25 protein-coding genes are annotated in these 23,578 nt (G+C 64.6%); 11 read left to right on the top strand and 14 right to left on the bottom strand.

Translation table 11 applies throughout. From position 1 onward, the window contains the following. Positions 1–12: 12 nt before the first annotated feature. Positions 13–600, bottom strand: a complete 588-nt coding sequence (locus tag BH95_RS22805) for a hypothetical protein (protein WP_037158764.1) — start codon at positions 598–600, stop codon at positions 13–15. Between the two features lie 66 nt (positions 601–666). On the opposite strand from BH95_RS22805, the gene BH95_RS22800 reads away from it, so the two are divergent. The 5 genes from BH95_RS22800 to BH95_RS29135 all read left to right on the top strand — a co-directional run bounded on the left by BH95_RS22800 (position 667) and on the right by BH95_RS29135 (position 3,571). Next, positions 667–1,116 (top strand): MarR family winged helix-turn-helix transcriptional regulator, encoded by a 450-nt coding sequence (locus tag BH95_RS22800; protein ID WP_019665675.1) that lies wholly within the window; start codon positions 667–669, stop codon positions 1,114–1,116. 91 nt (positions 1,117–1,207) lie between these two features. After that, a complete protein-coding gene (locus tag BH95_RS22795) occupies positions 1,208–2,074 on the top strand; it encodes an AraC family transcriptional regulator (RefSeq protein ID WP_019665674.1) in 867 nt (288 codons plus the stop codon). A gap of 76 nt (positions 2,075–2,150) precedes the next feature. Next, positions 2,151–2,720, top strand: a complete 570-nt coding sequence (locus BH95_RS22790) for a class I SAM-dependent methyltransferase (protein ID WP_020110551.1) — start codon at positions 2,151–2,153, stop codon at positions 2,718–2,720. Continuing rightward, positions 2,717–3,331: a LysE family translocator gene (locus tag BH95_RS22785; RefSeq protein WP_033188921.1), complete on the top strand. Its 615-nt coding sequence runs from the start codon at positions 2,717–2,719 to the stop codon at positions 3,329–3,331. The genes BH95_RS22790 and BH95_RS22785 overlap by 4 nt, the downstream gene beginning before the upstream one ends. Positions 3,332–3,403: 72 nt before the next feature. Continuing rightward, a complete protein-coding gene (locus BH95_RS29135; RefSeq protein WP_019665671.1) occupies positions 3,404–3,571 on the top strand; it encodes a hypothetical protein in 168 nt (55 codons plus the stop codon). Between the two features lie 50 nt (positions 3,572–3,621). On the opposite strand, the gene BH95_RS22780 is transcribed toward BH95_RS29135, so the two are convergent. After that, a complete protein-coding gene (locus BH95_RS22780) occupies positions 3,622–3,996 on the bottom strand; it encodes a histone-like nucleoid-structuring protein Lsr2 (protein WP_020110549.1) in 375 nt (124 codons plus the stop codon). A gap of 196 nt (positions 3,997–4,192) precedes the next feature. On the opposite strand from BH95_RS22780, the gene BH95_RS22775 reads away from it, so the two are divergent. Together BH95_RS22775 and BH95_RS22770 are read left to right on the top strand one after the other, a co-directional pair. Next, positions 4,193–4,423 carry a hypothetical protein gene (locus BH95_RS22775; RefSeq protein WP_019665669.1) on the top strand — a complete coding sequence of 77 codons (231 nt, stop codon included), beginning with the start codon at positions 4,193–4,195 and terminating at the stop codon, positions 4,421–4,423. A gap of 54 nt (positions 4,424–4,477) precedes the next feature. After that, positions 4,478–4,912, top strand: a complete 435-nt coding sequence (locus BH95_RS22770) for an SRPBCC family protein (RefSeq protein ID WP_037184255.1) — start codon at positions 4,478–4,480, stop codon at positions 4,910–4,912. A gap of 9 nt (positions 4,913–4,921) precedes the next feature. Here BH95_RS22770 and BH95_RS22765 read toward each other — a convergent pair whose 3' ends face one another. The 7 genes from BH95_RS22765 to BH95_RS29835 form a co-directional block, all read right to left on the bottom strand. Next, positions 4,922–5,983, bottom strand: a complete 1,062-nt coding sequence (locus BH95_RS22765; RefSeq protein ID WP_037184252.1) for an NAD-dependent epimerase/dehydratase family protein — start codon at positions 5,981–5,983, stop codon at positions 4,922–4,924. 104 nt (positions 5,984–6,087) lie between these two features. Further along, on the bottom strand, positions 6,088–8,307 hold the full coding sequence (gene katG / locus BH95_RS22760; protein ID WP_037184249.1) for a catalase/peroxidase HPI: 2,220 nt from the start codon (positions 8,305–8,307) through the stop codon (positions 6,088–6,090). A 57-nt stretch (positions 8,308–8,364) separates the two neighbouring features. Beyond that, entirely contained in the window at positions 8,365–8,790 is a 426-nt protein-coding gene (locus tag BH95_RS22755; RefSeq protein ID WP_026347871.1) for a Fur family transcriptional regulator, read from the bottom strand. 176 nt (positions 8,791–8,966) lie between these two features. Continuing rightward, entirely contained in the window at positions 8,967–10,253 is a 1,287-nt protein-coding gene (locus tag BH95_RS22750; RefSeq protein ID WP_037185432.1) for a lipase family protein, read from the bottom strand. An 83-nt stretch (positions 10,254–10,336) separates the two neighbouring features. Next, positions 10,337–11,821: a protein adenylyltransferase SelO gene (locus BH95_RS22745; RefSeq protein ID WP_037184246.1), complete on the bottom strand. Its 1,485-nt coding sequence runs from the start codon at positions 11,819–11,821 to the stop codon at positions 10,337–10,339. 36 nt (positions 11,822–11,857) lie between these two features. Continuing rightward, on the bottom strand, positions 11,858–12,565 hold the full coding sequence (locus BH95_RS22740; protein WP_019665662.1) for a GAF and ANTAR domain-containing protein: 708 nt from the start codon (positions 12,563–12,565) through the stop codon (positions 11,858–11,860). 159 nt (positions 12,566–12,724) lie between these two features. Beyond that, a complete protein-coding gene (locus BH95_RS29835) occupies positions 12,725–12,847 on the bottom strand; it encodes a hypothetical protein (protein ID WP_019665661.1) in 123 nt (40 codons plus the stop codon). A 173-nt stretch (positions 12,848–13,020) separates the two neighbouring features. Between BH95_RS29835 and BH95_RS22735 the strand changes: the two genes are divergently transcribed. Continuing rightward, positions 13,021–15,213 (top strand): putative bifunctional diguanylate cyclase/phosphodiesterase, encoded by a 2,193-nt coding sequence (locus tag BH95_RS22735; RefSeq protein ID WP_020110545.1) that lies wholly within the window; start codon positions 13,021–13,023, stop codon positions 15,211–15,213. A 9-nt stretch (positions 15,214–15,222) separates the two neighbouring features. Continuing rightward, positions 15,223–16,026: a DNA-formamidopyrimidine glycosylase family protein gene (locus tag BH95_RS22730; protein ID WP_020110544.1), complete on the top strand. Its 804-nt coding sequence runs from the start codon at positions 15,223–15,225 to the stop codon at positions 16,024–16,026. 4 nt (positions 16,027–16,030) lie between these two features. On the opposite strand, the gene BH95_RS22725 is transcribed toward BH95_RS22730, so the two are convergent. After that, complete coding sequence (locus BH95_RS22725) at positions 16,031–16,219, bottom strand: three-helix bundle dimerization domain-containing protein (RefSeq protein WP_033188998.1); 189 nt, start codon at positions 16,217–16,219, stop codon at positions 16,031–16,033. A gap of 211 nt (positions 16,220–16,430) precedes the next feature. On the opposite strand from BH95_RS22725, the gene BH95_RS22720 reads away from it, so the two are divergent. After that, complete coding sequence (locus tag BH95_RS22720; RefSeq protein ID WP_037184243.1) at positions 16,431–17,486, top strand: ABC transporter substrate-binding protein; 1,056 nt, start codon at positions 16,431–16,433, stop codon at positions 17,484–17,486. Positions 17,487–17,516: 30 nt separating this feature from the next. Here BH95_RS22720 and BH95_RS22715 read toward each other — a convergent pair whose 3' ends face one another. From BH95_RS22715 to BH95_RS22700, 4 genes are read right to left on the bottom strand one after another with little or no spacing between them, the layout of a single operon-like run. Further along, on the bottom strand, positions 17,517–19,103 hold the full coding sequence (locus tag BH95_RS22715; RefSeq protein ID WP_037184240.1) for a dipeptide ABC transporter ATP-binding protein: 1,587 nt from the start codon (positions 19,101–19,103) through the stop codon (positions 17,517–17,519). Then, entirely contained in the window at positions 19,100–19,939 is an 840-nt protein-coding gene (locus tag BH95_RS22710; protein WP_033188915.1) for an ABC transporter permease, read from the bottom strand. Before BH95_RS22710 ends, BH95_RS22715 begins: the two co-directional genes overlap by 4 nt. Further along, positions 19,936–20,895 (bottom strand): ABC transporter permease, encoded by a 960-nt coding sequence (locus BH95_RS22705; protein WP_019665654.1) that lies wholly within the window; start codon positions 20,893–20,895, stop codon positions 19,936–19,938. Before BH95_RS22705 ends, BH95_RS22710 begins: the two co-directional genes overlap by 4 nt. Then, positions 20,892–22,457, bottom strand: coding sequence for an ABC transporter substrate-binding protein (locus tag BH95_RS22700; protein WP_037184237.1), 1,566 nt, complete (start codon positions 22,455–22,457; stop codon positions 20,892–20,894). Before BH95_RS22700 ends, BH95_RS22705 begins: the two co-directional genes overlap by 4 nt. A 210-nt stretch (positions 22,458–22,667) precedes the next feature. Here BH95_RS22700 and BH95_RS22695 point away from each other — a divergent pair. Then, a partial coding sequence (locus tag BH95_RS22695; protein WP_052060208.1) for a TauD/TfdA dioxygenase family protein occupies positions 22,668–23,578 on the top strand: 911 nt, incomplete at its 3' end.

The raw sequence follows: 23,578 nt of genomic DNA, 5'->3' as shown, positions 1-23,578 counted from the left end.
CACGGACCCGACCTACGCGTCGCACCCACTGGTACCGGTGCGACGCGTAGGTCCTTGGTGCGTACGTGAATTGCGCGTCAGTATCTTCGCGCGAACCAGCATCAGAACCACCAGCGCCGCAAGCCAGCCGACCTGGGACAGCAACACTCCCACGCCCGCCTGCCCTGTCGAATCGGTGCTCGCGCTGACCGCAAATGCAGTCGTGAATCCCCCTGCGGTGCCCAGTGCAGCGGCCAACCCGCCGGCACGGACCCACCTGGACAGCCGTGCTGCGCCGAAACACACTCCGACAACCGTTGCGCCGCAGGCTACTACCTGCCACGTCGGAAACTGGTTCGGCGCGGGCAATCCGGGCCCTCGGACCTCTCCCCTGTAGTCGGCCGACCAGCTCAGCCATCCGGCGCACGCCACGAACCCACCGACGAACGCAATCGAACCGGTGCCCCACACTCCCACTCGTCCGCTACCCGTCTGCCCGGCGAACCGTGCCCTCTCCGACCACAGCGCTGACCATGCCGCGCATCCGCCGATCACGGTCGGCACACCGACGAAGATCAGCACGATCGACGAGAACTGCGACCACGTGAACTCGTCTGCCATCTCACGAGTATGCATCCTGACGCAGCGTTTGACCTCGAGTGCACTCGAGCTTCTACCGTCGAGTACATGAACACGACACGAGACATGCAACCGCCGGAAAAGCAACCCATAGGATTCTGGACCGTCCGCGCAGGTGAAGCGATCCGCACCCGGACCCAGGGCGCGCTCCGCGACATCGATGTGGCACAACCCGAATGGTGGCTTCTTCACCAACTTTCGCTGCACCCGGGAGGCGTCGATCGTGATGCGACCATCGAGCTGATCGGCCACAACGACACCCCGCAGGCGATCGTCGACGCCATCGACTCCGCAACGCACAAGGGGTGGGTGACGCAAACAGACTCCAGGCTGACGTTCACCGACGCGGGCGCCGAGAAGTTCCGCGACGCCGCGGACGTCCAACGCGACCTGCACGCCGAACGGATGCAGGGGATCAGCCCGGAGGACTTCGCGACGACCATTCGCGTGCTGCAGCAGACCGTCGAGAACGTCGGCGGTGACGCCTGGCATTGGTAGCATCACCGACAGTTCGCGGCACGGAAAGTCGAGAATCCGCGCCGGGTGCGCTCCTATCGTTTCGGTCAGAACGAAGGAAGGCAGGGACGGCATGCTGGGTCGGTGGAACGATGCCCTCGGCTACATCGAGGACAACTTGGCGGGTGAGATCGACGCGACGGAACTCGCGCGGATCACGCTCACCTCGGAGTACCACTTCCGACGCGTCTTCTCGGCGCTGGCAGGCATGTCGCTGTCGCACTACATCCGAGCGCGTCGAATGACGTTGGCAACGGCGGAGATTCTCGACGGCGTCGGGGTTCTCGACGTCGCCTCCAAGTACGGATACTCGTCGTCGGACGCCTTCACTCGGGCGTTCCGCCAGATGAACGGCCTGACGCCATCGGCGGCACGCAGGCCGGGTGCAGTCCTTCGTTCGCAGCAAGCGGTGACATTTCACCTGACCATCGAAGGACGGAGCACCATGCGATACCGAATAGTCGACCTGCCGGAGTTCCACATCGTCGGTAGAAAAACGCGAATCCCCTTGAAGTATCAAGGCGAGAACACCGCGATGACGGAGTTCCACCAGAGCCTTGAACCCGGAACCGGGCAGGCGCTCACAACGGTCGCCGACGTCCCGGAGTTACCCGAGATCCTCTTCGTCAGTGACGGATTCGAGCCGGAGCGAGAAGACGGGAGCCTGTTCGATTACTACTTCGCGGTGGCGTCGACGACGCACCATCCGGAGTGGGACTCGCTCCCGGTGGCGCCGTCGAAGTGGGTGGTGTTCGAGGCGCAGGCGTCGGAGAACTTTCAGTCTGCACTGCAACAACTCTGGGCCGACGCGTTCGGCGAATGGTTCCCTTCCAACCCCTACCAAGTGGTCCCGGGGCCGGAACTGCTGACCGTCACCGAGAAGAGCGCCGACTGGACTTCGGGAACCGGCGAGCTCTGGATCCCCGTCGAGCGACGCTGAGTACCGGAGTGGCACGGAGCTGGGTACCGGGGCGCCGCCGGCCACCTCCGTATGACGGAAAGGCTACCGTTGCTCGGTGACCGCCTACTCCGATCGTGTCGCCGAATACGTACGCCTGCTGGACTCGATGGGCGCGGTGCACCCGTCGGATCGGCAGTTGGTCACCGAGTGGGCGACGTCGGTGTCGGGACCCATCGTCGACGTCGGCTGCGGCCCTGGCCACTGGACGGACCATCTCGCGTCCCTCGGCCACGATGTTCGGGGGATCGATCCGACGCCCGAATTCGTCGAACATGCGTCTCGCAGATATCCAGGGCGAAAGTTCGACGTCGGGGTCGCCGAGAAACTGCAGGGGCCCGTCGGCGGGATCCTGGCCTGGTACTCCCTCATCCACCACACACCGGACGAGATCTCCGCGCCGCTCCAGGAGTTCGCCCGGGTACTGGGACCAGGTGGAAGCCTGCTGATCGGGTTCTTCGAAGCGCCCGAACTGGGCCCGTTCGATCACGCGGTCACGACGGCCTATCGGTGGCCCGTACCTGCGCTGACGGACCGGCTGGGAGCGTTCGATGTCGTCGAAACGCACACCCGAACGGGCGTCGGCTGTCGACCACACGGGGCGATCGTCGCTACGGTGAAGACGTGAACACACACATGTTGTGGGGTTTCGCGATCGCCGCGGCGCTGGCGTACGTCATTCCAGGGCCCGACTGGTTCGTGGTGCTCAGACACTCGTCGCGATCACGAGCCGACGGTCTGCGCGCCGCGTTGGGCGTTCAGAGCGGGCTGATGGTCCACCTGACCGTGGCGGCGCTCGGGCTGTCCGCGGTACTGCTCGCGAGCGCCCAGGCGTTCACCGTCGTCAAGCTCCTCGGGGCCGCGTATCTCGTGTACCTCGGTGTCCAATCCCTGCGCGACGCCGTACGCGGCAGACCCGCGCCGGACACCACCGACCGATCCGGGCGGATCTGGGCTCAGGCATTCCTCGCCAACGTTCTCAACCCGAAAGCCGCCCTGTTCTTCGTTGCCGTACTGCCCCAGTTCATCGACCCGGCCGCGGGCGTGACCCTGCAGATCGTCGTGCTCGGAGTGTTGGACATTGCCCTCGGTGCACTGTGGTGGCTGCTTTTCGTCGTCATCACCGTGCACCTGCAGGGCCTTCTCCGACGCAGGCGCGCCCGGATGGCCATCGACGGCACCGCGGGCATTGCGCTCTGCGGCCTGGGCGGGGCGCTCGCCTTCACCTCCCGCCCATGACTGCGCTGTGGGTCCTGTGAGCACCGGGGTTTCAGGAACTTCGTCGAGGACCTCGCCCCCAACGACTCAGGTGTGAGGCGCATCAACTACGCCTTCGTCCCCGACGACGACCGTCGAACACCGTGGCTGCACCGCGGGAGAACCCACAACGCACGTACCCGCTACTTTCTCAGCCCGCTGCCGACGATCTATCTCGAATTCACTGTCTCCTACCCGAAACAGGAATCGACCGGGCAATGACAGTGGCGGTGCGCGACCCGATTCACGTCACGGGAACATGAAAACAGCTGTCAGTTGGCGGCTTCGTACGCCTCGACGATTTCCGCTGGAATCCGGCCGCGGTCGTTGATTTCGTAACCGCTGTCCGCGGCCCACTGCCGGATCGCACGAGTCTGTGCCGGATCACGCTTGGTGGTCGGGGCGGACACAGCGGGCGCGCTCTGTGCCGCACCGGCCGGTGCGGCCTTGCGCTTACGCCCACCGACACGAGTGGCGTAGTCGACGTAGAATTCGACCTTCTTGCGAAACTCGTTGGCGTTCTTGTTCTTCAGGTCGATCACGTAGTCGACACCGTCGAGCGAGAATTCGATGGATTCCCCTTGGCCCTCGTCGATCGACGTGCCATCGATGTCATCGATCAATTCGTAGATAACCTGCTTCGCCACGGTGCGAGGCCTTTCGTATCGAGGGATTTGTCTTCAAGGCTATCCAATAGCGAATGGAAAAGCAGAATCGGGTTAGAAATCGTTATTCGAGATGACCGCAGTGGAGACCGTTCGGTACGCCGGCGCGTGAAATGCGAAGGATTGATTCCGATGAAAATGGGGAACAAGTGTCGCGGACAAGAAGGGACCTTCACCGATGACGCTCGACCACACCGCGCACGCCGAAAACAGCACTGAACCCGAGGAGTCGATTCTCCTCGACGCACTCCCGACGAAGATCGTGCTCGACATCGTCGGCGCGACGACGCTGTTCACCGCCATCGCACTCGCTCTCGACGTGTCCGACGGGGTCCTGGTCACCGCCATGGTCGGGGCGCTCGTCGTTGCCTCACGCCTGCTACGACGGCGTGTGCCCGACGAAGTGTGAAACGGATCCCCGGTGGGTAGTACGGCGCTATCTATCCAGCGAAGGAAGTTCCGCATGCCCACCTCACGTGAGACCACAGCCAGCTGCGACGACGTGTGGGAAGTGCTCGCCGACGGGTGGAACTACGCCACGTGGGTTGTCGGAGCCAGCCGCATCCGCGCCGTGGACGAGAAATGGCCCGCCGAGGGATCGAGAATTCACCACTCCGTCGGGGTGTGGCCGGCGGTGTTGAGCGACGAGACCCGGTCTGTCGGAATGCACGAGGGACGCGAATTACAGCTCGAAGCCCGCGCACTCCCCTTCGGAAAAGCCCACATCACGCTGCGTCTTCATCCTCAGGCGTCGGGCTGCAGAATCGAAATGATCGAGCACGCCTTAACGATGCCTGCAAGCATCGTCCCTGATTCGGTTCAGCACCTGTTGGTGCACCCGCGCAATTCCGAAGCATTACGACGCCTTGCCCTGCTTGCGGAGAAAAGAAGCAACTGAGGGAGTCGGCTAGGACGGTCGGCCTCGCGACACGAATCCGCGCCGGACGAACGACCGTGCCGTGTCCGAGATGGTTCTCTTACGCATCGGCGGACTGTCTCCGAACGCTCGGTCCTGCATTCCACGCACCGTATCCCGCAGAACCGCCGGGCCGTCTTTGCTTGCCTGCCATCCTAATTCGTTGCGAGCCCGCGCCGCGTTCAACAGCGGTGTCTCGAAAGCCAGTTCAACCCACCCGTGATGGATCGGCAGCACATGCGCCGTGAAACCCACTCGAACGGCGGTCGACAGCACCCTCTTCGGGGTCGGAACTATTCGAACACCGAACGCATCCGCGACCGTATCGGCCCGAACCGGTTTCGGCGCAGCAAGATTGAACGGTCCCGACGCGCGACGCTGCAGAACCCTGACCACCGCGTCGGCGACGTCGTCGCTGTGCACAGCGGGAACGACGAAGGATCGGTCGATAGGTAGGAACGGAACGACGTCCACGATCGAGGAAGGTACGAGATCCGGGAGCGCGTAACGCAGCAACGCACTTCCGAACGAATACTGACTGATCAGCCCGGGACGAAGACGAGCAACACGCATTCGAGTGGACAGACCGTCCAGAACATCCTCGGCAGCGGCCTTGTCCATGCTGTACGTCGACGCCTCGACCCCTGTTCTTGGCCAGGATTCGTCGACCTCGACGCCGTAGGCGCCGGGCGCGTAGATACCGCCGGACGACAGATGAACCAAATGTCCGACGCCTGCAGCCTCACAGGCCCGCGCCACGCGCTCGGTGCCGTCGACGTTGACTCGCCGAAGATACCGACGGTCCCGCATGGGCTGGAATGCAATGGCGAGATGAACCACCGCGTCGACCCCACTGAAAGCGTCGAGCAGGATTGTTTCGGAGTCCTCGGATGCAAGATCGACCTGAACCCAGGTGACGCCGTCGAAGGGCGGTTCCTGAGGCGGTCGCCGTCGCGACAAGCCGACGACCTGCGCATCCGGGTACGCAGCGCGGAGAGCCCGCAGAACAGCGGTGCCCACGTTCCCGCTCGCCCCGGTCACCGCGATGCGCACAGCGGTCCTCGTATTGCGTTCACACAGCGTGGAATCCCCGGACTGGAAGAACCCAAACGCCGTGAGTGGAGACACCTCGACGTATCTCCACTCACGGACGTGGACTAGCGGACGTCGAACCGATCGTTGTCCGCGACCTTGACCCAGGCCGCAACGAAATCGTCGACGAACTTCTTACCGTTGTCCGCCTGGGCGTAGACCTCGGAGATGGCGCGCAGCTGCGAGTGCGATCCGAAGTTCAGATCGATGGCGCTGGCCGTCCACCTCTGCTCACCGGTCTTGCGCGTCTTCCCGACGTAGGACCCGTCGTCCGCCTTGCTCCACTCGGTGTCCGAATCCAGCAGGTTCACGAAGAAGTCGTTGGTCAACGCACCCGGACGATCCGTGAACACGCCGTGCTTGCTGCCACTGTGGTTGGCGCCCAGTGCACGCAGGCCGCCGACCAGAACCGTCGCCTCGGGCGCGGTCAGGTTCAGCAGGTACGCGCGATCGAGCCACAGAACTTCCTCCGGCGTCTCCTCGTCGCTCTTGTAGAAGTTGCGGAAACCGTCGGCGCGGGGCTCGAGGTATCCGAACGACTCGACGTCCGTCTGCTCCTGCGAGGCGTCGGTGCGACCCGGAGTGAACGGAACCGTCACCTCGTGCCCGGCGTCCTTGGCAGCCTTCTCGATCGCCGCGGATCCGGCCAGAACGATCAGGTCCGCGAGCGAAACCTGATGTCCGTCAGCACCGTTGAAATCGTGCTGGATCTGCTCGAGCTTCGGCAGCACCTCCGCGAGCACGGCAGGCTCGGATGCCTCCCAGCTCTTCTGCGGTTCGAGCCGAACACGTGCGCCGTTGGCGCCGCCACGGAAGTCCGTGTGGCGGAACGTGCTTGCCGACGACCATGCAACCGACACGAGCTGCTGCACCGTCAGTCCCGAGTCGAGGATCTTCGACTTGAGCGAGGCGATGTCGGCGTCGTCGATCGGCTCGGACGTCGCCGCCGGAACGGGATCCTGCCACAGCTGCTCCTCGGGAACCCACGGACCGAGGTAGCGGGAGATGGGGCCGAGGTCGCGGTGCAGAAGCTTGTACCAGGCCTTCGCGAAGGCGTCGGACAGCTCCTCCGGGTGATCCAGCCAGCGTCGGGTGATCTCGGCGTAGATCGGATCCTCACGCAGCGAGATGTCGGTGACGAGCATGGTCGGTGCGCGTCCGGGACCACCGAAGGGGTCGGGGATCTCACCGGCGCCCGCGCCGTCCTTGGCCACGAACTGCCATGCGCCCGCAGGGCTCTTCTGCAGTTCCCACTCGTAGCCGTACAGGTTCTCGAGGTAACCGTTGCCCCACTTGGTCGGCGTCTTGGTCCACACGACCTCCAGACCACTGGTGACCTGATCCTCGCCCTTGCCGGTGCCGTGGCCGTTCTTCCAGCCGAGACCCTGCTGCTCGATCGGTGCGCCCTCGGGCTCCGGTCCGATCTTGTCCGCGGGACGAGCGCCGTGCGTCTTGCCGAAGCTGTGACCACCGACGATCAGCGCAGCCGTCTCCTCGTCGTTCATGGCCATGCGGCCGAACGTCTCGCGGATGTCGTGCGCGGCCTTCACCGGATCCGGCTCGCCCTCGGGCCCTTCGGGATTGACGTAGATCAGACCCATCGTGGTCGCGCCGAGCGGCTTCGCGAGCTCACGCTCACCGGTGTACCGCTTGTCGGAACCCAGCCAGCTGTCCTCGGGACCGTAGAAAACTTCCTCGGGCTCCCAGATGTCCTCACGGCCGAACGCAAAGCCGAACGTCTTGAATCCCATGGCATCCAGTGCGACGTTGCCGGCGAACACCAGCAGGTCGGCCCACGAGATCTTGTTTCCGTGCTTCTGCTTGACCGGCCACAGCAAGCGGCGAGCCTTGTCCAGGTTGGCATTGTCCGGCCAGCTGTTGAGCGGTGCGAAACGCTGCGCGCCCTGACCGCCACCACCGCGGCCGTCGAACACGCGGTACGTACCGGCCGCGTGCCAGCTCAAGCGAATGAACAGACCACCGTAGTTGCCGTAATCCGCAGGCCACCAATCCTTCGAATCGGTGAGCACAGCCGTGACGTCGGCCTTCAACTCGTCGACGTCCAGCTTCGCGAATTCTGCCTTGTAATCGAACTTTTCACCCAACGGCGTCGACTTGGACGTATGCGCATGCAGGATCGACAGGTCGATCTGGTTGGGCCACCAGTCCTTGTTGGTCAGCGGAGCCCCGCTCTTGGGCTTCGGCGACTCGATAACCGGGTTTTCGCTCTCACTGGTGCTGTCGGTCTTCGTGTCGGAGTGGGGTGGGCGGGCGTCGGAGGTCACGCGTGGTCCTTTCCGGTGGGCTACATTTTTCGGGCTGTGATCAACGCCTGGCGATGATCAAGATCTGGTCGCGCAATCGGGACAGAAGCCCCAGAACGTGACCTCGGCCTCGTCGACGACGAAACCATGACTGTGGGACGGCGTCAGGCACGGAGCCTCACCGAGCGCACAATCCGCGTCGGCGATGAGACCACAACTGCGACACACGACATGGTGATGATTGTCGCCGACGCGCATCTCGTACCGGGCCACATGACCCGCCGGTTGAATGCGACGCATGAGGCCGACAGCCGTCACCGCATCGAGAACGTCGTAGATGGCCTGACGGGACACCGCAGGCAAAACTGTACGAGCCAGCGTGAACACGGTATCCGTGTCGACATGCGGATGACTGTGCACAACGTCCATGACGACAGTGCGGGGCTGCGTGACCCGTAGACCGGCTGCACGTAGCCGATCCGCATTGCTCAGGTCCGTCGTCATGACACCGACGATAACCAGATCCAACCCAAAAATCTCGTGTTTTCTGGAATTAGTCAAAATTTCATCGCGCGGTTTCCGTACCGAACGTGGCGTTCGGTCACTTGAAGTGACCGAACGTCACGTTCGGTCCCACGCGTTCGGTCCCACGAGTTCGGTCCTGCGAGGGGGTGACGCTGTCAGCCCAGGCGGCAACCGCTGGCAAGGGGTACGTCGTTGAGCCGGTCGGTGATGTAGTTCAGTGCCAGTCCGGTGCCGTAGCCGTCGATGAGGTCCGGGCCGAAGTGGTTCGGCAGGACGGCGCCGGGGAGGATCGGCGGCAGGTCGTTGCTGACGAAGTCTATGGTGGCACCGTTGTCGCACCAGTCGACGGCGACCTGTCTGGCCTGCTCGTAGGGGACGGTGTCGTCGTTGCGTCCGCTGGTGACCAGCACGGGGGTGGTCGGCGTCAGGGTGCCGATGCGCTGTTCGTCGAAGATCGGCGCTGCTTCCGGAATCGTGCGCAGGTTGGCCAGCAGGGGCTGGTGGTCGGCGGTGAACGTCTCGGTCCGCAGGAAGGGGTGGCGGAGGATGACGTCGCCGATGCAGGCGTTGCTCAGCTCGGCCATGACGGCTTTGCCTTCGGGGGTGAGCCGCGCATTGAAGGGTTCCAGCAGTTCGGGCCTGCGTGCGACGAATCCGTTGACCGCGAATCCGATGACACCGCCGATGAGTGTTCCGTCGACCTGCCCGAGGGTCGCCAGCAGGTCCGCCGGAGGCGCACCCGCCCAGGTGCCCTTGACGTTCAGCTCCGGTGCATACGACGGCTGCATCTCCGCGGCCGCGGCGACGGCGCCACCGCCTTGCGAATATCCCCACAGCGCAAGCGGAGTCGACGAGCCGGTACCACTCAGGACGTTCGCGACGCGGGCTGCGTCGAGCACCGCGTGCGCTTCTTCGATGCGGTTGACGTACGTGTGCACACCGGGCGTGCCGAGACCGACGTAGTCGGTGACGAATACCCGCGCACCGCGGGCGATCCAGACGGACGCGGCGAGCTGTTCCTGGTTGGCCGAGAACGAGACCGGATCGAGTGTGGCGTTCAGTCCCGTCTGGAACGCCTTCGACGGTGCACACTGATCCCCCTGCCCGACGGTCCCGGGCGCCACGACGATCGTGGGGCGCTCCCCGGTGCCGCGCCAGGGTTGACTTGCCTCGATGTACGTTCCGGTGACGGCGACCGGCGAATCATCTTGCAGCCGTGAGGAATACATGACGCGTTGAGCCTTGCCGGGCCACGTGCCGTCCGCGCCGGGGAACGACGCGAGGAGGGGGAGCGGCTCGGCCCGGACGAGCGAGCCCGGCGTCGAATCGAATTCTGCGGGTGGAGAATAGAAGTCCGATCCCGGATCGGCCGACGCGGTCGCCACCGGAATCAGCACCGCGGCTGCTAGAGACAGTACGACCGTGACGACGCGCAGATTCACCGTACCCCCAAGGATGACCCAGTCGCGGGTGGCTTGGATCACACGCGAGGTGGGCTAAACCTAGACAGAAGCGGCGACGAGTGTCAAGTTCCGCAGAACGTCTGGAACCCACTCGCGAAGACCGCAGGCGCCGGTCCCGCGAACTCCGCCCACTCGGGACGAACCTCGAACGGGTGAGTGACGACATCGAGAAGCGTCGAGAACTGGCTCATGTCCCCGCCCGTCGCAGCCACGAGGGCCGCGTCGACCAGATGGTTTCGCGGGATGTACACCGGGTTCACACGATCCATCGCATCGGCCACGGCCGCGGGATCGCCGACCAGCGCCGAACGCCACCGCGACTCCCACCCCGCCAGCCACGAGGGAACGACCGGCCCTGCCCCCACGGTCGTTCCTGCCGGCTCCACTCCTGCCCCCACGGTCGTTGCTGCCGGCTCCACTCCTGCCCCCACGGTCGTTCCTGCCGGCTCCACTCCTGCCCTCAAAGAGTCCGCCAGCGTTCGGAACGTCCCTGTCCAGTCCGCACCCTCGGCCTGCAGGACCGCCAGGAAGTCGTCGATCAGACTTCTGTCCGCCGAGGCCAGGCCGAGCTTCGACGCCATTCCAGCCGTGAAGTAACCGTCGTACCGCGTGTCGAAGCTTTCCAGCACTGCGGTGACCTGGGCGATGGCGTCGTCGGGAACGTCACTGATCAGCCGCAGCAGCGTTTCGCCGAATCGCGCGAGATTCCATTTCAGGACCGCGGGCTGGTTGCCGAACGCGTACCGCCCGCCCTGATCGATGGAGCTGAAGACGGCGGCCGGGTCGTACCCGTCGATGAACGCGCACGGCCCGTAGTCGATGGTCTGGCCGGAGATGGTGGTGTTGTCGGTGTTCATGACGCCGTGCACGAACCCAGCGAGCATCCACTTCGCCACCAACGATGCCTGCGCGTCGACCACAGCCTCGAAGAACGCCAGGTAATCGCCCGTCGCGGCCGGGTAGTGACGCTCGATCGCGTAGTCCGCCAACGGTTGAACGAGGCCGTCGCGACGAACGGCGAACTCGAACGTTCCCACCCGAATGTGGCTGGCCGCGATGCGCGTCAGCACCGCACCCGGCTCCGGCCCGTTTCGGTACACATCCCGCCCGGTGGCCGTCACGGCCAGCGAACGCGTCGTGGGAATCGCCAACGCGTGCATGGCCTCGCTGATCAGGTACTCACGCAGCATCGGGCCGACGACGGCGAATCCGTCGCCTCCGCGGGAGAACGGCGTCGGGCCGGATCCTTTGAGATGAACGTCCACCCGCCCGTCGCCGACGCGCACTTCTCCGAGCAGCAGTGCGCGACCGTCGCCGAGAAGCGGTGCGTACCCACCGAATTGGTGACCCGCGTAGGCCATGGCCACCGGGTTGGACCCGGCCGGAGCGGTGGCGCCGGACAGAACGTCGACGCCGACGTCGGGAATTCTCAGCTCGCCGGCGAGGGCGTCGTTGAACACCAGTAACTGCGGACTCGGCGCCTCGGCTCCCTGCCACGGCAGCACGAGCGCATCCAATCGATCGGCGTAGGTGCTCTCGAAGGTCATACTTCGACAGTAACCTCGAGCATTGTCGACCTCGGACTACTGCGACACCGATTCGACGGCGACGAGTTCTGCGGCGACGTCGTGGAGTCGCTGGTTACGTTCTTGGGACAGCTTGACCAGCAGGTCGAAGGCACGGAGTGCGTCGATCGAGTACCGCTCCATCAGCATGCCCTTGGCCTGGCCGATGATGTCCCGCCGCGCGAGCGCCGACTTCAGTTGATCCCGTTCGCGCGCGGCGAGGAGAGCCAATGCTGCGTGCGTCGCGACGGCTTCCCCGACGATCAGATCGTCCTCGTCGAACGCATCGGTGCTCTTGCTGTAGAACACCAGTGCGCCGAGGTCGCCGTCACCGGAGTACAGCCGGAACGCAGCCAGGGATCGCACCCCTTCGGCCACCGCGATCTTCGCGAACTGTGGCCACCTCTGCTCGCCGTCGAGCTCCCCGGACACCACAGTGTCGAGGTGCTGGAGTTCGTTGTCGATGGGCCCCTCGTCCAGCTCGTATTGCAGCCGGCACATCTCCTCGGCGACGGAATCCGTCGACGCGACCACGGTGCGTTTCCCCTTTTCCAGGGTGGTCACGCATCCGTGGTGGACATTGCCGATCAGTTCGATCGACAGCGCCAGGATCTGCTGAACGGTTTCCTCGACCGTGCGATTGCCCTTGCGCAGGTCACGCGCGAAGTCCGCGAGTCCCAACAACGTCGGCGAATTGTCCGACGCTCGCGCGGTGGGTTCTGCCATCGTTCACCTCAGTCCGAGCTGCATGCAATCAACGTTGATGCAGGTAGCAGCGCGGAACCATGGCGTGCACCTGCTCCGGGTGACAACGCCGCTGCTCGACGGATGACCCTCCGGGTCGACCGCGAACTGCAATCGACGACGCATAGTGTATCCGGCGCTCTAGAGATCCTCGTCCTCGTCGTCCCAGTTGCCGATCGATCCCAGCCCACGGCTGATGCGCAGAGCGAAGATGAGCGCTATCACGATCCACAGCGCCAGGATGCCCAGAATCCACCACCACATTTCGTCAGTGTGCAGGGAAACCAAAAGGTTTGTCGGCGGAAGAGGCCAAGTGATTCGGTTCCGCCGTCGCGGGGTATCCGACGGCTCTTGTGCGCTCCCACGGATCCAGTACTTTCGGCTGGGCCAGGCCATACGATGTGTTGTCGACTGTCAGTTGGCCTGAAAGGACGGCTATGCCGGATCCGACCGATGACCTGGCCGTACTGCAGGCGATACTGGACCTGTCGCCCGATTTGATCGCATTGTCCGAATTCTCGGGCGCGGTGCTGTACGTCAATCCAGCCGGACGCGCACTCGTGGGCCTCGATTCCCTGACGGACGACGAGGTCCTCACCACGGACATGTTCTTCACCGTTCGCGGCCTCCTGGTGGCCGACGAGGTCGAGGCGAGCCTGAGAAATCACGGTCACTGGCGAGGGCTGAGCGAACTTCGCCACCACCGCACGGACGTGGCGATCCCCGTCGCCGTGTCGGCTTTCGTCCTCGAGAACCACGACGGTGTGCCCGGAAAAATCGCGACGATCATCCGCGACCGAACGGCCGGGCATCACCGCGACGAGGAACTTCAGGCCGTGGCCGCGACTGCCCGGCAGCATGCCGCCGAGCAGCAGGCGCTCGCCGAACTCAGCCGCCTTGCCGTACATGCGGACCTCGCACAGTTGATGTCGGCCGCAGCGCTGGCCGCCGCGACGCTTCTCGGCGTCGAATCCGCAGCGGTCGTCCACCAGGCGCACACCGGCGACAGCACCCTCAACGTTCTCGCTGCCAGCAGAACCCTGTCCACTCGCGCGTCCATTCCGGCCGGCAATCACTCCATGGCCGGTTACGCACTGCAGCACAACATCCCGGTGATCTGCCCGGACATCACCACCGAGGATCGCTTCGACACCTCGACCATGGAAAGCCTCCAGATGCGTAGCGGGGCAGCGGTGCCGGTGCCCTTCGCCTCGTCCGAACACTGGGGAGCACTGGCCGTGTACGGGTACGAGCCGCGCATGTACAGCGCCGACGAGATGAGCTTCCTCGCCGCCGTCGCCAGCGTCGTGACATCGGCACTCAAACGAGTGGAGCTGGATCGACAGCTGTGGCTCAAGAGCATGCACGACGCTTTGACGTCGCTCCCCAACCGGACGCTGGCGTACGAGTTCATCGACGACGCGCTCATGCGCAACCATTCGGAACGCAGTCACGTTGCGCTCCTGCTGCTCGACATCGACGATTTCAAGATCATCAACGACAGCCTCGGACACGAGAGCGGCGACCGTGCACTCGTCCGGTTCAGCGAGCGCCTCACCGACGCCGTCGGAGAACGCGGCACCGTGGCCCGGCTCGGCGGCGACGAGTTCCTCATCATGTACCAGAACATCGACGGACCCGACCAGGCAGAAGACTATGCTCGTCACATCATTTCGAAGCTGAGCGCACCGCTGCGTCCGGGCGACGGCCCGATCCCGATGAGCGTCAGCATCGGCATCGCCCTGTCGGAACCGTCGATGTCCCGGCGCGATCTCATTCACCGAGCCGACCTGGCGATGTACCGCGCCAAGGACAGCGGCGACGGCGGGTACGCGCTCTTCGACCGAGACGACCTGTACGACGCGGACCGCGTCCGCTCGTTGTCCATCGACCTTCGAAATGCACTGGCCGCAGGGGATCTCAGGCTGCATTATCAACCGCTGATACAGATCTCGACCGGCAAGATCGTCGCAGTCGAGGCACTGGCACGCTGGAACCATCCGGAGCGAGGGCCGATCGAACCGACCGAGTTCGTCGCCGTAGCGGAAAGAACCGGCCTGGCCACAGCCCTCGGCTCGTGGGCGCTCCGCACTGCCTGCGCGCAGGCAGTGCAGTGGAGAACGTTCTCCGACATCACCATCCGCGTCAACGTCAGCGCTCTTCAACTGCGCAACAGCGCTTTTCCCGACGACGTCGCCGCCGTCCTACGCGAGACCGGGCTACCGCCGGAGGCCCTCGGCCTCGAAATCACCGAAACCGTATGGGTCTCCGACACCGCCCGCGTCTCCGCGACCCTCGCAGCCCTCGGCGCGATGGGCGTCGCACTGCTGCTCGACGACCTCGGCAAAGGCTACGGTTCCATCGCCTACCTCGACCGCTACCCGACGTTCGAGTGCCTCAAGATCGACAGGTCCTACATTGCCGAACTGCCCGGGGAACGTGCCGAAGCAGTCGTCTCCGCGATCGTCATGCTCGCCATCGCATTCGATGTCACCGTCGTCGGCGAAGGAGTCGAGAACCAGGCGCAGTACGACGCACTCGCAGCCGCCGGATGCCATCTGGCACAAGGATTCCACCTGGGCCGCCCCGTCGATGCGGAACGCACGACCGCGCTACTGCGACAAGCGTGAGAACGCCGCGTGCCCGAAGGTGACTCCGTCTACCGCCTCGCCCGACGCCTGAGAGCGGCGCTGGACGGGCAGACACTGCGCCTCGGCAGGTTGAACGTCCCGGCGCACGCGACCGTCGATCTCGCCGGGCGGGTGATCACCGGGCACCGCACCCATGGCAAACATCTGTTCACCGACTTCGACGACGGGGCCACGCTGCACACCCATCTGAAGATGACCGGTTCCTGGACCGTCACGCGTCCCGGCCGCCGACTGCCCACGCGGTTGAACCCCGATGTCCGAGTTCAGCTGTCCTGCACGGACGGACCCACCGCCTACGGTCTGACGCTCCCCGTCGTCGACTACGGCTCCCGCCCCGACATGAACCGACTTCTCGCGCACCTCGGGCCCGATCCACTGCACGACGATTTCGATGCCGCGCTGGCCGCATCGAACGTCAGGGCGCAAGGCAGCGTGCCCATCATCTCGGCATTGCTCGATCAACGCGTCGTCGCCGGGCCCGGAAACCTGTGGGCCAACGAACTCTGCTTCCTGCGTGGCCTGCACCCGCAGCGACCGGCCGATTCGGTGGATGCACCCGCGCTCGTCGCGTTGCTACACCGGGCGATGACGCATTCCGCCACAGTCGACGGAGCTCACCAGGTCACCACGGGTGACCGCCGAAAAGGACGGCAGCACTGGGTCGCCGGCCGTGCAGGCAAGCCCTGCCTTCGATGCGGGACCACCATCGCCGTCACCGCCGAAGTCCCCGGCGATCCCGCGCGACGCCGAACCTGGTGGTGCCCAGCGTGCCAGCCGGCGCCGACGGGTTAGCGCATCAGGACAGACGCGCGATCGCGTCCTTCTCCACGAACAGCGGCACGAAATCTCGAATCGACCCGCCGTCGAACTTCCGATGCGCCTCCGCCACGGCCGCGTCGACATCGGCCTCGGGGAATTGGACAGCAAGCCTCGAACGGATCTCGTCGAGGGCGCGCTGTTCTTCTGTGGTGATGGTCTGCTGCATGCCACAGATGATGCCCGTGCGATGCTCGGTTTTCAATGGCCAGGCGGACACTAACTTTACATTCGTTCAGCTCAGCGGCGCTGTGCGCTGCAGCGATGCGTCGAACGTCACGTTCGACGCATACATCCTGCCTGTCCCACACTGAGCAAGACTTGAGAGTAGCGTAGCCTAACCTGTTGTCCGAATTGTCTACTTAGAAGGGGATCTGTCCATGCACTCCACCACTGCGAGGCGACGCTGGTCGCGCCTGATACCCGTTGTCGCCGCCACGGCCGCGCTGGCGCTCGTCGGATGCTCGTCGTCCGAGAACCCGGAGGGAAGCGGTACCGACTCCCTGGCGTCCGGACTCCTGCCCGATGCCGAAGGCACCACGCAGTACCCCCTCACAGTGGACACTTGGGCGGGCGATTTCGTCATCGCCGAGCGTCCCGAACGCGTCGCAGTGATCGGCTTCAACACCGGCCTCGACGCCCTCCAAGCACTCGACGTCACGCCGGTGTACGCGCTGACCGAGGATCCGGTCTGGGAATGGCGAGACACCGACTACTTCTCGCAGATCGAATTCGTCGACGGAGCGACCCGCAGCGACCCGGTGAACTTCGAGAACATCGCCAACACGAACCCCGACGTCATCATTTCGCTGAACTACGGTCTCGAACAGACGGACGTGGATCGACTCACCGACATCGCACCCTACGTCGACCTGTCCACCCTCCCGGGTGACAAGGCGGACTGGCGCGAGGGCCAGCGCATCGTCGGCGAGGTCCTCGATCTTCGAGCCGCCTCGGAGGCCGTCATCGACGAGGCCGACCGCAGAATCGCCGACGTCGCCGCCGCACATCCCGAGTACGAGGGCAAAACCGTCACGATCGCAACGGATTACGGCGCCGACAGCGGCATCGACTACTACTCCGTCGCAGGCGGCACCGCCGAATCCTTCATGACGGACCTGGGATTCACACCCAACCCCATCGCCGCCGAATTCACCGACGATCCCGCCGTTGCGAACGAAGCACTCGAGAAGCTGGACGGCGACATCCTGATCGTCTCGTACTTCGACGACGCCACCCAGCAGGCCCGGGAGTCCTCCGGGCTCTTCCAGCGCCTTCCGCCCGTCGTCGACGGCCGCTATCACGCCGTCAACGACGCCCAGCCGAACTCGGGATCGCAGGCCACCTGGGTCCTCCGCCGCGGCGCCAGCGCCCTCAGCCTCCCCTGGGCCGCAGAAACCATCTCCGACATCTGGCTCGCCGATGTCGTGAAGTAACCCTCTGTCACCCGTGCGCGCCGAACCGCCTCATCCGGCCCGCACGGGTGCAGCGGGTGCACTCTCGATCAGATGTCGGGTGTACTCGTGGTGCGGGTTCCGGAACACCTCAGCGGCGCGCCCCTCCTCCACCACTGTCCCGCGCCGAAGTACGACGACCCGATCGGCGACGCTGTCCACCACAGCCAGGTCATGGCTGACGAAGAGGCAGGCGAAGCCGAATTCTTCCCGCAACTCGGCGAACAACTCCAGTACGTGAGCTTGCACCGACACATCGAGCGCGCTCGTCGGCTCGTCCGCTACCAGCAGCTTCGGCGACAGCGCGAGAGCCCGAGCCAGTGCGACGCGCTGACGCTGCCCACCCGAGAGCTCCGACGGTCTGCGGTCCACGAAGTCCGCTGGTAAACGGACCGATTCGAGCAGTTGCTTCGTCCTCGAGCGCACCTCGGCGCCGGTGGCCACTTTGTGCACCACCAAAGGCTCACCGATGCTCTGCCCGACGCTGCGGCGCGGGTCCAGCGAGGCCGCAGGATCCTGATGCACCAGCGCGACGCCTCGCCGAAGCGCCCGCAGTTCCGACGCACGCAAGTGTCCGACCGTCGCCCCGAGTAGCTCGACTCTGCCGGTGGTCGCAGGCACCAGCCCCAGCGCGAGTCGGCCGAGAGTCGTTTTTCCCGAACCGGATTCACCGACCAATCCGACCACTTCGCCGGCCGAGAGCGTCAGGTCGACGCCCTCGATCGCGGTGAAGGACGCCGCACCGAAGCGACCCGGATACACGACGGAGACGTCGCTCAGGCGGAGGACCTCGGTGGATCCTTTCTCGTGCAGCCGATCACGGACCTCGTGCAGTCGTGGAACCGCGTCGAGTAGATCGCGGGTGTACTGGTGCGACGGATCGGAGAACAACCGGTCCACCGGCTGCCTCTCGAGCACTCGGCCCTCGCGCATCACCACGACCGAATCGGCGATCTCCGCGACGACCCCCATGTTGTGGGTGATCAACAGAATGGCTGTGCCACGAGTCTTACGCAGCCGCTGCAACAGGTCGAGTATCTCGGCCTGCACGGTGACGTCCAGCGCTGTGGTCGGCTCGTCGGCGATCAGAAGGTCAGGTTCACCGGACAGTGCGAGGGCGATGACGACACGCTGCTTCTGGCCCCCGGACAGCTGATGCGGATACCAATCGACCCGGGATGCGGCGTCGGGAATCTCCACCAGTTCCAGCAGTTCGATCGCCCGGGAGCGAGCCTCTGACTTGGATATCCTGCCGTGTGCCTGCAGAGCTTGCGTGATCTGCCACCCGATCTTCTGGACCGGGTTGAGAGCGGTCTGCGGCTCCTGGAAGATCATCGCTGCCCGGACGCCTCGGACGGACCCGAGCAGAGCCTCGTTCGCGCCGATCAACTGTGTGTCTCCGAGAGTCACCGAGCCGGTCGCGTCGGCACCGTCGGGTAGCAACCCGAGAATCGTTCGGGCCGTGAGCGACTTACCGGAACCGGACTCACCCACCAGTGCGACTATCTCACCGTCGTCGACGCCGATGCTCACTCCGTCGACGACCGGTGCAGCCGTCCCGAACGCGATGGTGAGATCTTCGATCTTCAATAAGGTCATGACCGACGCTCCCGTCCGATGCCCTGGGCGATGAGGAGAAAGCCGAGGACGAGCAGTGCGACGACGACGAGCGGTCCGACAGCGAACGCCGCGTTGATGTCCAGATTCGGGATGGAGTCGGAGATGATCGACCCGAGCGACGGTTCCGGCGGCCGGACGCCGATACCGATGAAACTCATCGCACTCTCGACGAACACGGCGAGGGAGAGCGACAGCGCTACCTGAACTCCGATGGGCTCCAGCGAGTTCGGCAGCACGTGCGTGCGCAGGACGAACAGCTTGCCCGCTCCGATGACCTCGGCCGCTTCGACGTACGGTTGTTCCCGCACCTTCAGCACCGATGTTCTGATCAACCGACCGAAAATCGGCAGCTCGGCCAGGACGATCACCACGCCGACGGTGAACGCACCAGGACCGATGATGGCGGCGAGCGTGATGGCGAGGATCAAGGCGGGGAAGGCCAGCACGACGTCGAAGATTCGTTGTGCGGCAGTGTCGGCCGCCGGATGCAGCGTCGACACCAACCCGACGAGACCACCGATGATCGCACCGATCGGCACCGCGAGAAATGCGATCTCGAGATCGATTCTGATGCCGTACAGCACTCGCGAGAGCACGTCGCGGTTGACCTGGTCGGTTCCCAGCCAATGATCCGCGTTGGGCGCCAGCAAGTTTGCGCTGGAGATCTGTTCCAGCGGATCGTACGGAGCCAACAGCGGAGCGAAGATACCGGCCAGCGCAATGACACCGACGATGATCACTCCCACCAGCCCCTGACCACTCGTCAGGCCACTCCACCTGGTCCGCGTCCTTACTGGTTCGTCGAGGACGGTCATGACGGTGCTCCGATGCGAATCCGGGGGTCGAGGTAGGCGTGCACCACATCGGTCAGGAGCTGGACTGCGACGAACACCGTCACGGACAACAGCAGCAAGACCTGCACGACGGGGTAATCACGCCGGCTGATGCCCTGCTCGATCAACTGACCGATACCTGGCCACGCGAAGATCGCCTCGACCAGAACAGCACCCCCGAGCAACTGCCCGGTCTGCAGACCCAACGCGGTGACCATCGTGGGCAGTGCGTTTCGCAGCGCCGAGCGCGACACCAGATTCCACTGCGACACTCCCAGGGACCGAGCTGTGGTGATGTAGGGCTGTTTCAGTTCGGTGCGCAGGGACTCCGTCAGAAACCGCGTCAGAGCGGCCGCCACCGGTAATGCCAGGCACACGGCGGGGAGAAGCAGATACTGCACGGTGATGTCGGGACGAGCGAGGAACCCGTCGGGCGGTACCCCGCCCGCCGGCAGTACCGGCAGTAACACAGCGAAGAACAGAACGAGCAGCACACCGGACACGAACGGCGGCAACGCCACGGCAACGGTGTTGGCACCGTTGACCAGCGCGGTGAGCCAGCGTCTCGGCCACGCCACGGACGCAACCGAAAGCCCGACCGACACCACGACCGCCAGCAGCAGCGCCGTCACCGACAGCACGACGGTGTTGAGCAGGCCGTCGAACACCAGGTCCGCAATGGTTCCGCCGATGACGTACGAGCGCCCGAGGTCGAACGTGACCACGCCCCAGAGCCAGGTCGAGTACTGAACCGGGATCGATTTGTCCAGTCCCAGTTGCGCTCTGATCGCGGCGATAGATTCCTCGGACGCGTCGGGCCCGGCCAATGTCGTCGCGGCGTCACCCGGTACCAGGCGGAGCACCAGGAAGATGACGACGGACGCGAGGAACAGTACGAGCAGTGCCGACGGAATCTTGTGCAGCAGGTAGCGCGTCATGACAGAAAGACATCCGTCAGCAGGACTTCCGATCGCTTCGTCCAATCGAGACCGTGCACGCTGTCGGCGGTGACAACCTGGTTGAACGTCACGCCGATCTCGATCAGGAACAAGCTTTCGAGCAGCTCCTGGCTGACCGCCGAGTACTTCTCCTTCGCCTCGTCGCCGGTGCCGTCGGCCACTTGCCACGCCGCGTCGGCAGCAGCCTGATACGAGGGCGACTCGTACCGTGACGCGTTCTTCAGTGCATTGAACGGATACGCGCTGACCGTCAGCGTCGACGGCGTGTACTGCGCCCAGGAATGGAACGTCACCCACAGCGCGGGGAACTGTTGCCCGATCAGCTGTTTCACGAATGCGGCACTCTCGACCGGATCGAGTTCGACCGTGACGCCGATCTCGGCCAGGTTCGCCTGCACGATCTGCGCGGTCGCCTCGTAGTACGGGTTTCCCGCCTGATAGGTCAGCGGCAGGGCGGGAATGTTTCCGACCTCGGCGACCAACGCTTTCGCGCGGTCCGTATCGAGGGTGAAGGTCGCGTTGAGGTCCTCGTCGTACGCGGGTGACGTTTTCGGCCACGGGACATTGATCGGGTATCCGGCACCCCGGAATACCTCGGCGATGATCCGGTCCCGGTCCAGCGCGAACGCGATCGCCCGACGCAGCCGGACGTCGGACAGTGCCGGGTTCTGCACGTTGGTGCCGACGTAGATCTGCAGTTCGGCACCTTCGAGGTTGTTGCTCGTGTGTGCCCCGCCGTTCGCGAGCGTCTCCGCGTCGCGGTAGTTGATGTTGGTGACCGCCTGCACCTGACCCGACCTGATGGCGTTCGTCAACGCCTGGGCGTCGGGGATGATCGACACTTCCACGCGATCCAGATACGGGCGCTCCGGCACCCGGTAACTGTCGTTGCGGACGAAGGTGAGCGACTGGTTCGGCGTGCGTTCGGTGAGAACGAAAGGACCGGTACCGACGAACTTCTCACCCGTCCTCAGCTGGTCGATCGATTCGCTGTCCAGGATCGGGACGGTGTCGAGGAGATCGAAGATGTTGCCCAGGGGGTGCGCGAACGTCAGTACGAGCCGGTGCGGATCGGTGGTGTCGAAGGCCGTGATCGCCGCCGCGGTACTGCGCAACTGCGCCGTCCACGTGGGGTCCGCGTAGGTGCGAATCGAGAACTCGGCATCCGTCGAGGTGAACGGCCTCCCGGAATGGAACGTGACATCGTCTCGCAGTTCGAGCGTGAGCGACAGGCCGTCGTCGGCGAGTGTCCACGACTCTGCAAGCAAAGGCGTCGGCGATACCTCGTCGTGCGGATACCGGATCAAGCTTTCGTAGACGAGGCCGATGACCGTTGTCGCACCCGCAGTGTTGGTCAGGAAGTTCGCCGGCACCACGTCCTGCGTCACCGCAGTTTTCAGCGTTCCGCCGCGCACCGGGGTCGCGTCGGACGAGCCTGCGTCCTGCTGCTCACCCACCGCGGACGAGCACGCGGCCGCACCGAAGATGGCCAGCGCGCTCAGGCCCGCACCGCGCAGCAGAGTGCGCCGGTCGAAAGACATGTTTGTACTCAAGACGATTCGCTTTCAAGGAGAGACGCAAGTGTGCAGCGAAGCTAGCACCGGCACCTGCGGAACCACAACGTTTCGAGGCACTTGCAATCTTCGTGATCCAAACTGTGGATTGCTCGACGGTTCTATGGTGCGGTGATGCAATCCCGCACTGCGCCTCTATTTTTCGTGCAGTGCACCTCCGACGGAAAGGCTCGCTCCATGTCAGTAGACACCGTTACCGCGACATCCCTTCGGGCAGTGAAGGTCGGCGGCAAGATCGGCGCGCGTATCGAGGGTGTCCGCCTGGGCGGTGACCTGGACACGGAGACCGTCGACTTCATCCGGCGCGCACTGCTCGAACACAAGGTCATCTTCTTCAGCGGACAGGACCACCTCGACGACGAAAGTCAGTACGCGTTCGCCGAGCTTCTCGGTTCTCCGACGACGCCGCACCCCACCGTGACATCGCGGGGCACGAAGACTCTTGCCATCGACTCCGAGTACGGCAAGGCCAACAGCTGGCACTCGGACGTCACGTTCGTCGACCGCATCCCCAAGGCATCGATTCTTCGCGCCGTGCAGCTCCCGGAATACGGCGGGAACACCACCTGGGCATCGCAGGTCGCAGCCTACGAGAGCCTCCCGGACTCGCTGAAGGCTCTTGTCGACAATCTGTGGGCGACGCACTCGAACGCCTACGACTATTCCGCGACGTCCGCAGAGAAGATCCAGAACGAGAAGTCGGCGGAGTATCGAAAGGAATTCCAGTCCACGTACTTCGAGACCGAGCACCCTGTGGTGCGCGTCCACCCTGAAACCGGTGAGAAGACCCTCGTTCTCGGCCACTTCATCAAGGGATTCATCGGCCTGCCGACCAAGGAATCACAGGTGCTGTTCAACCTTCTCCAGGACCGGGTGACCAAACTGGAGAACACCGTTCGGTGGACGTGGTCCCTCGGCGACGTTGCGATCTGGGACAACCGCGCCACCCAGCACTACGCCGTGGCCGACTGGGACGACCAGTACCGACGGCTCGAGCGCATCACCCTCGCCGGTGATGTCCCGGTCCACCCGAACGGGCAGAAGAGCCGCGTCGTCGCCGGCGACGCAGAGCACTACTCGGTCATCGA

Source organism: Rhodococcoides fascians A44A (genome assembly GCF_000760735.1).
GTDB classification, from domain to species: domain Bacteria; phylum Actinomycetota; class Actinomycetes; order Mycobacteriales; family Mycobacteriaceae; genus Rhodococcoides; species Rhodococcoides fascians_E.
Note: the sequence above shows the minus strand (reverse complement) of the source record. Positions and strands in the feature narration are given on the sequence as shown.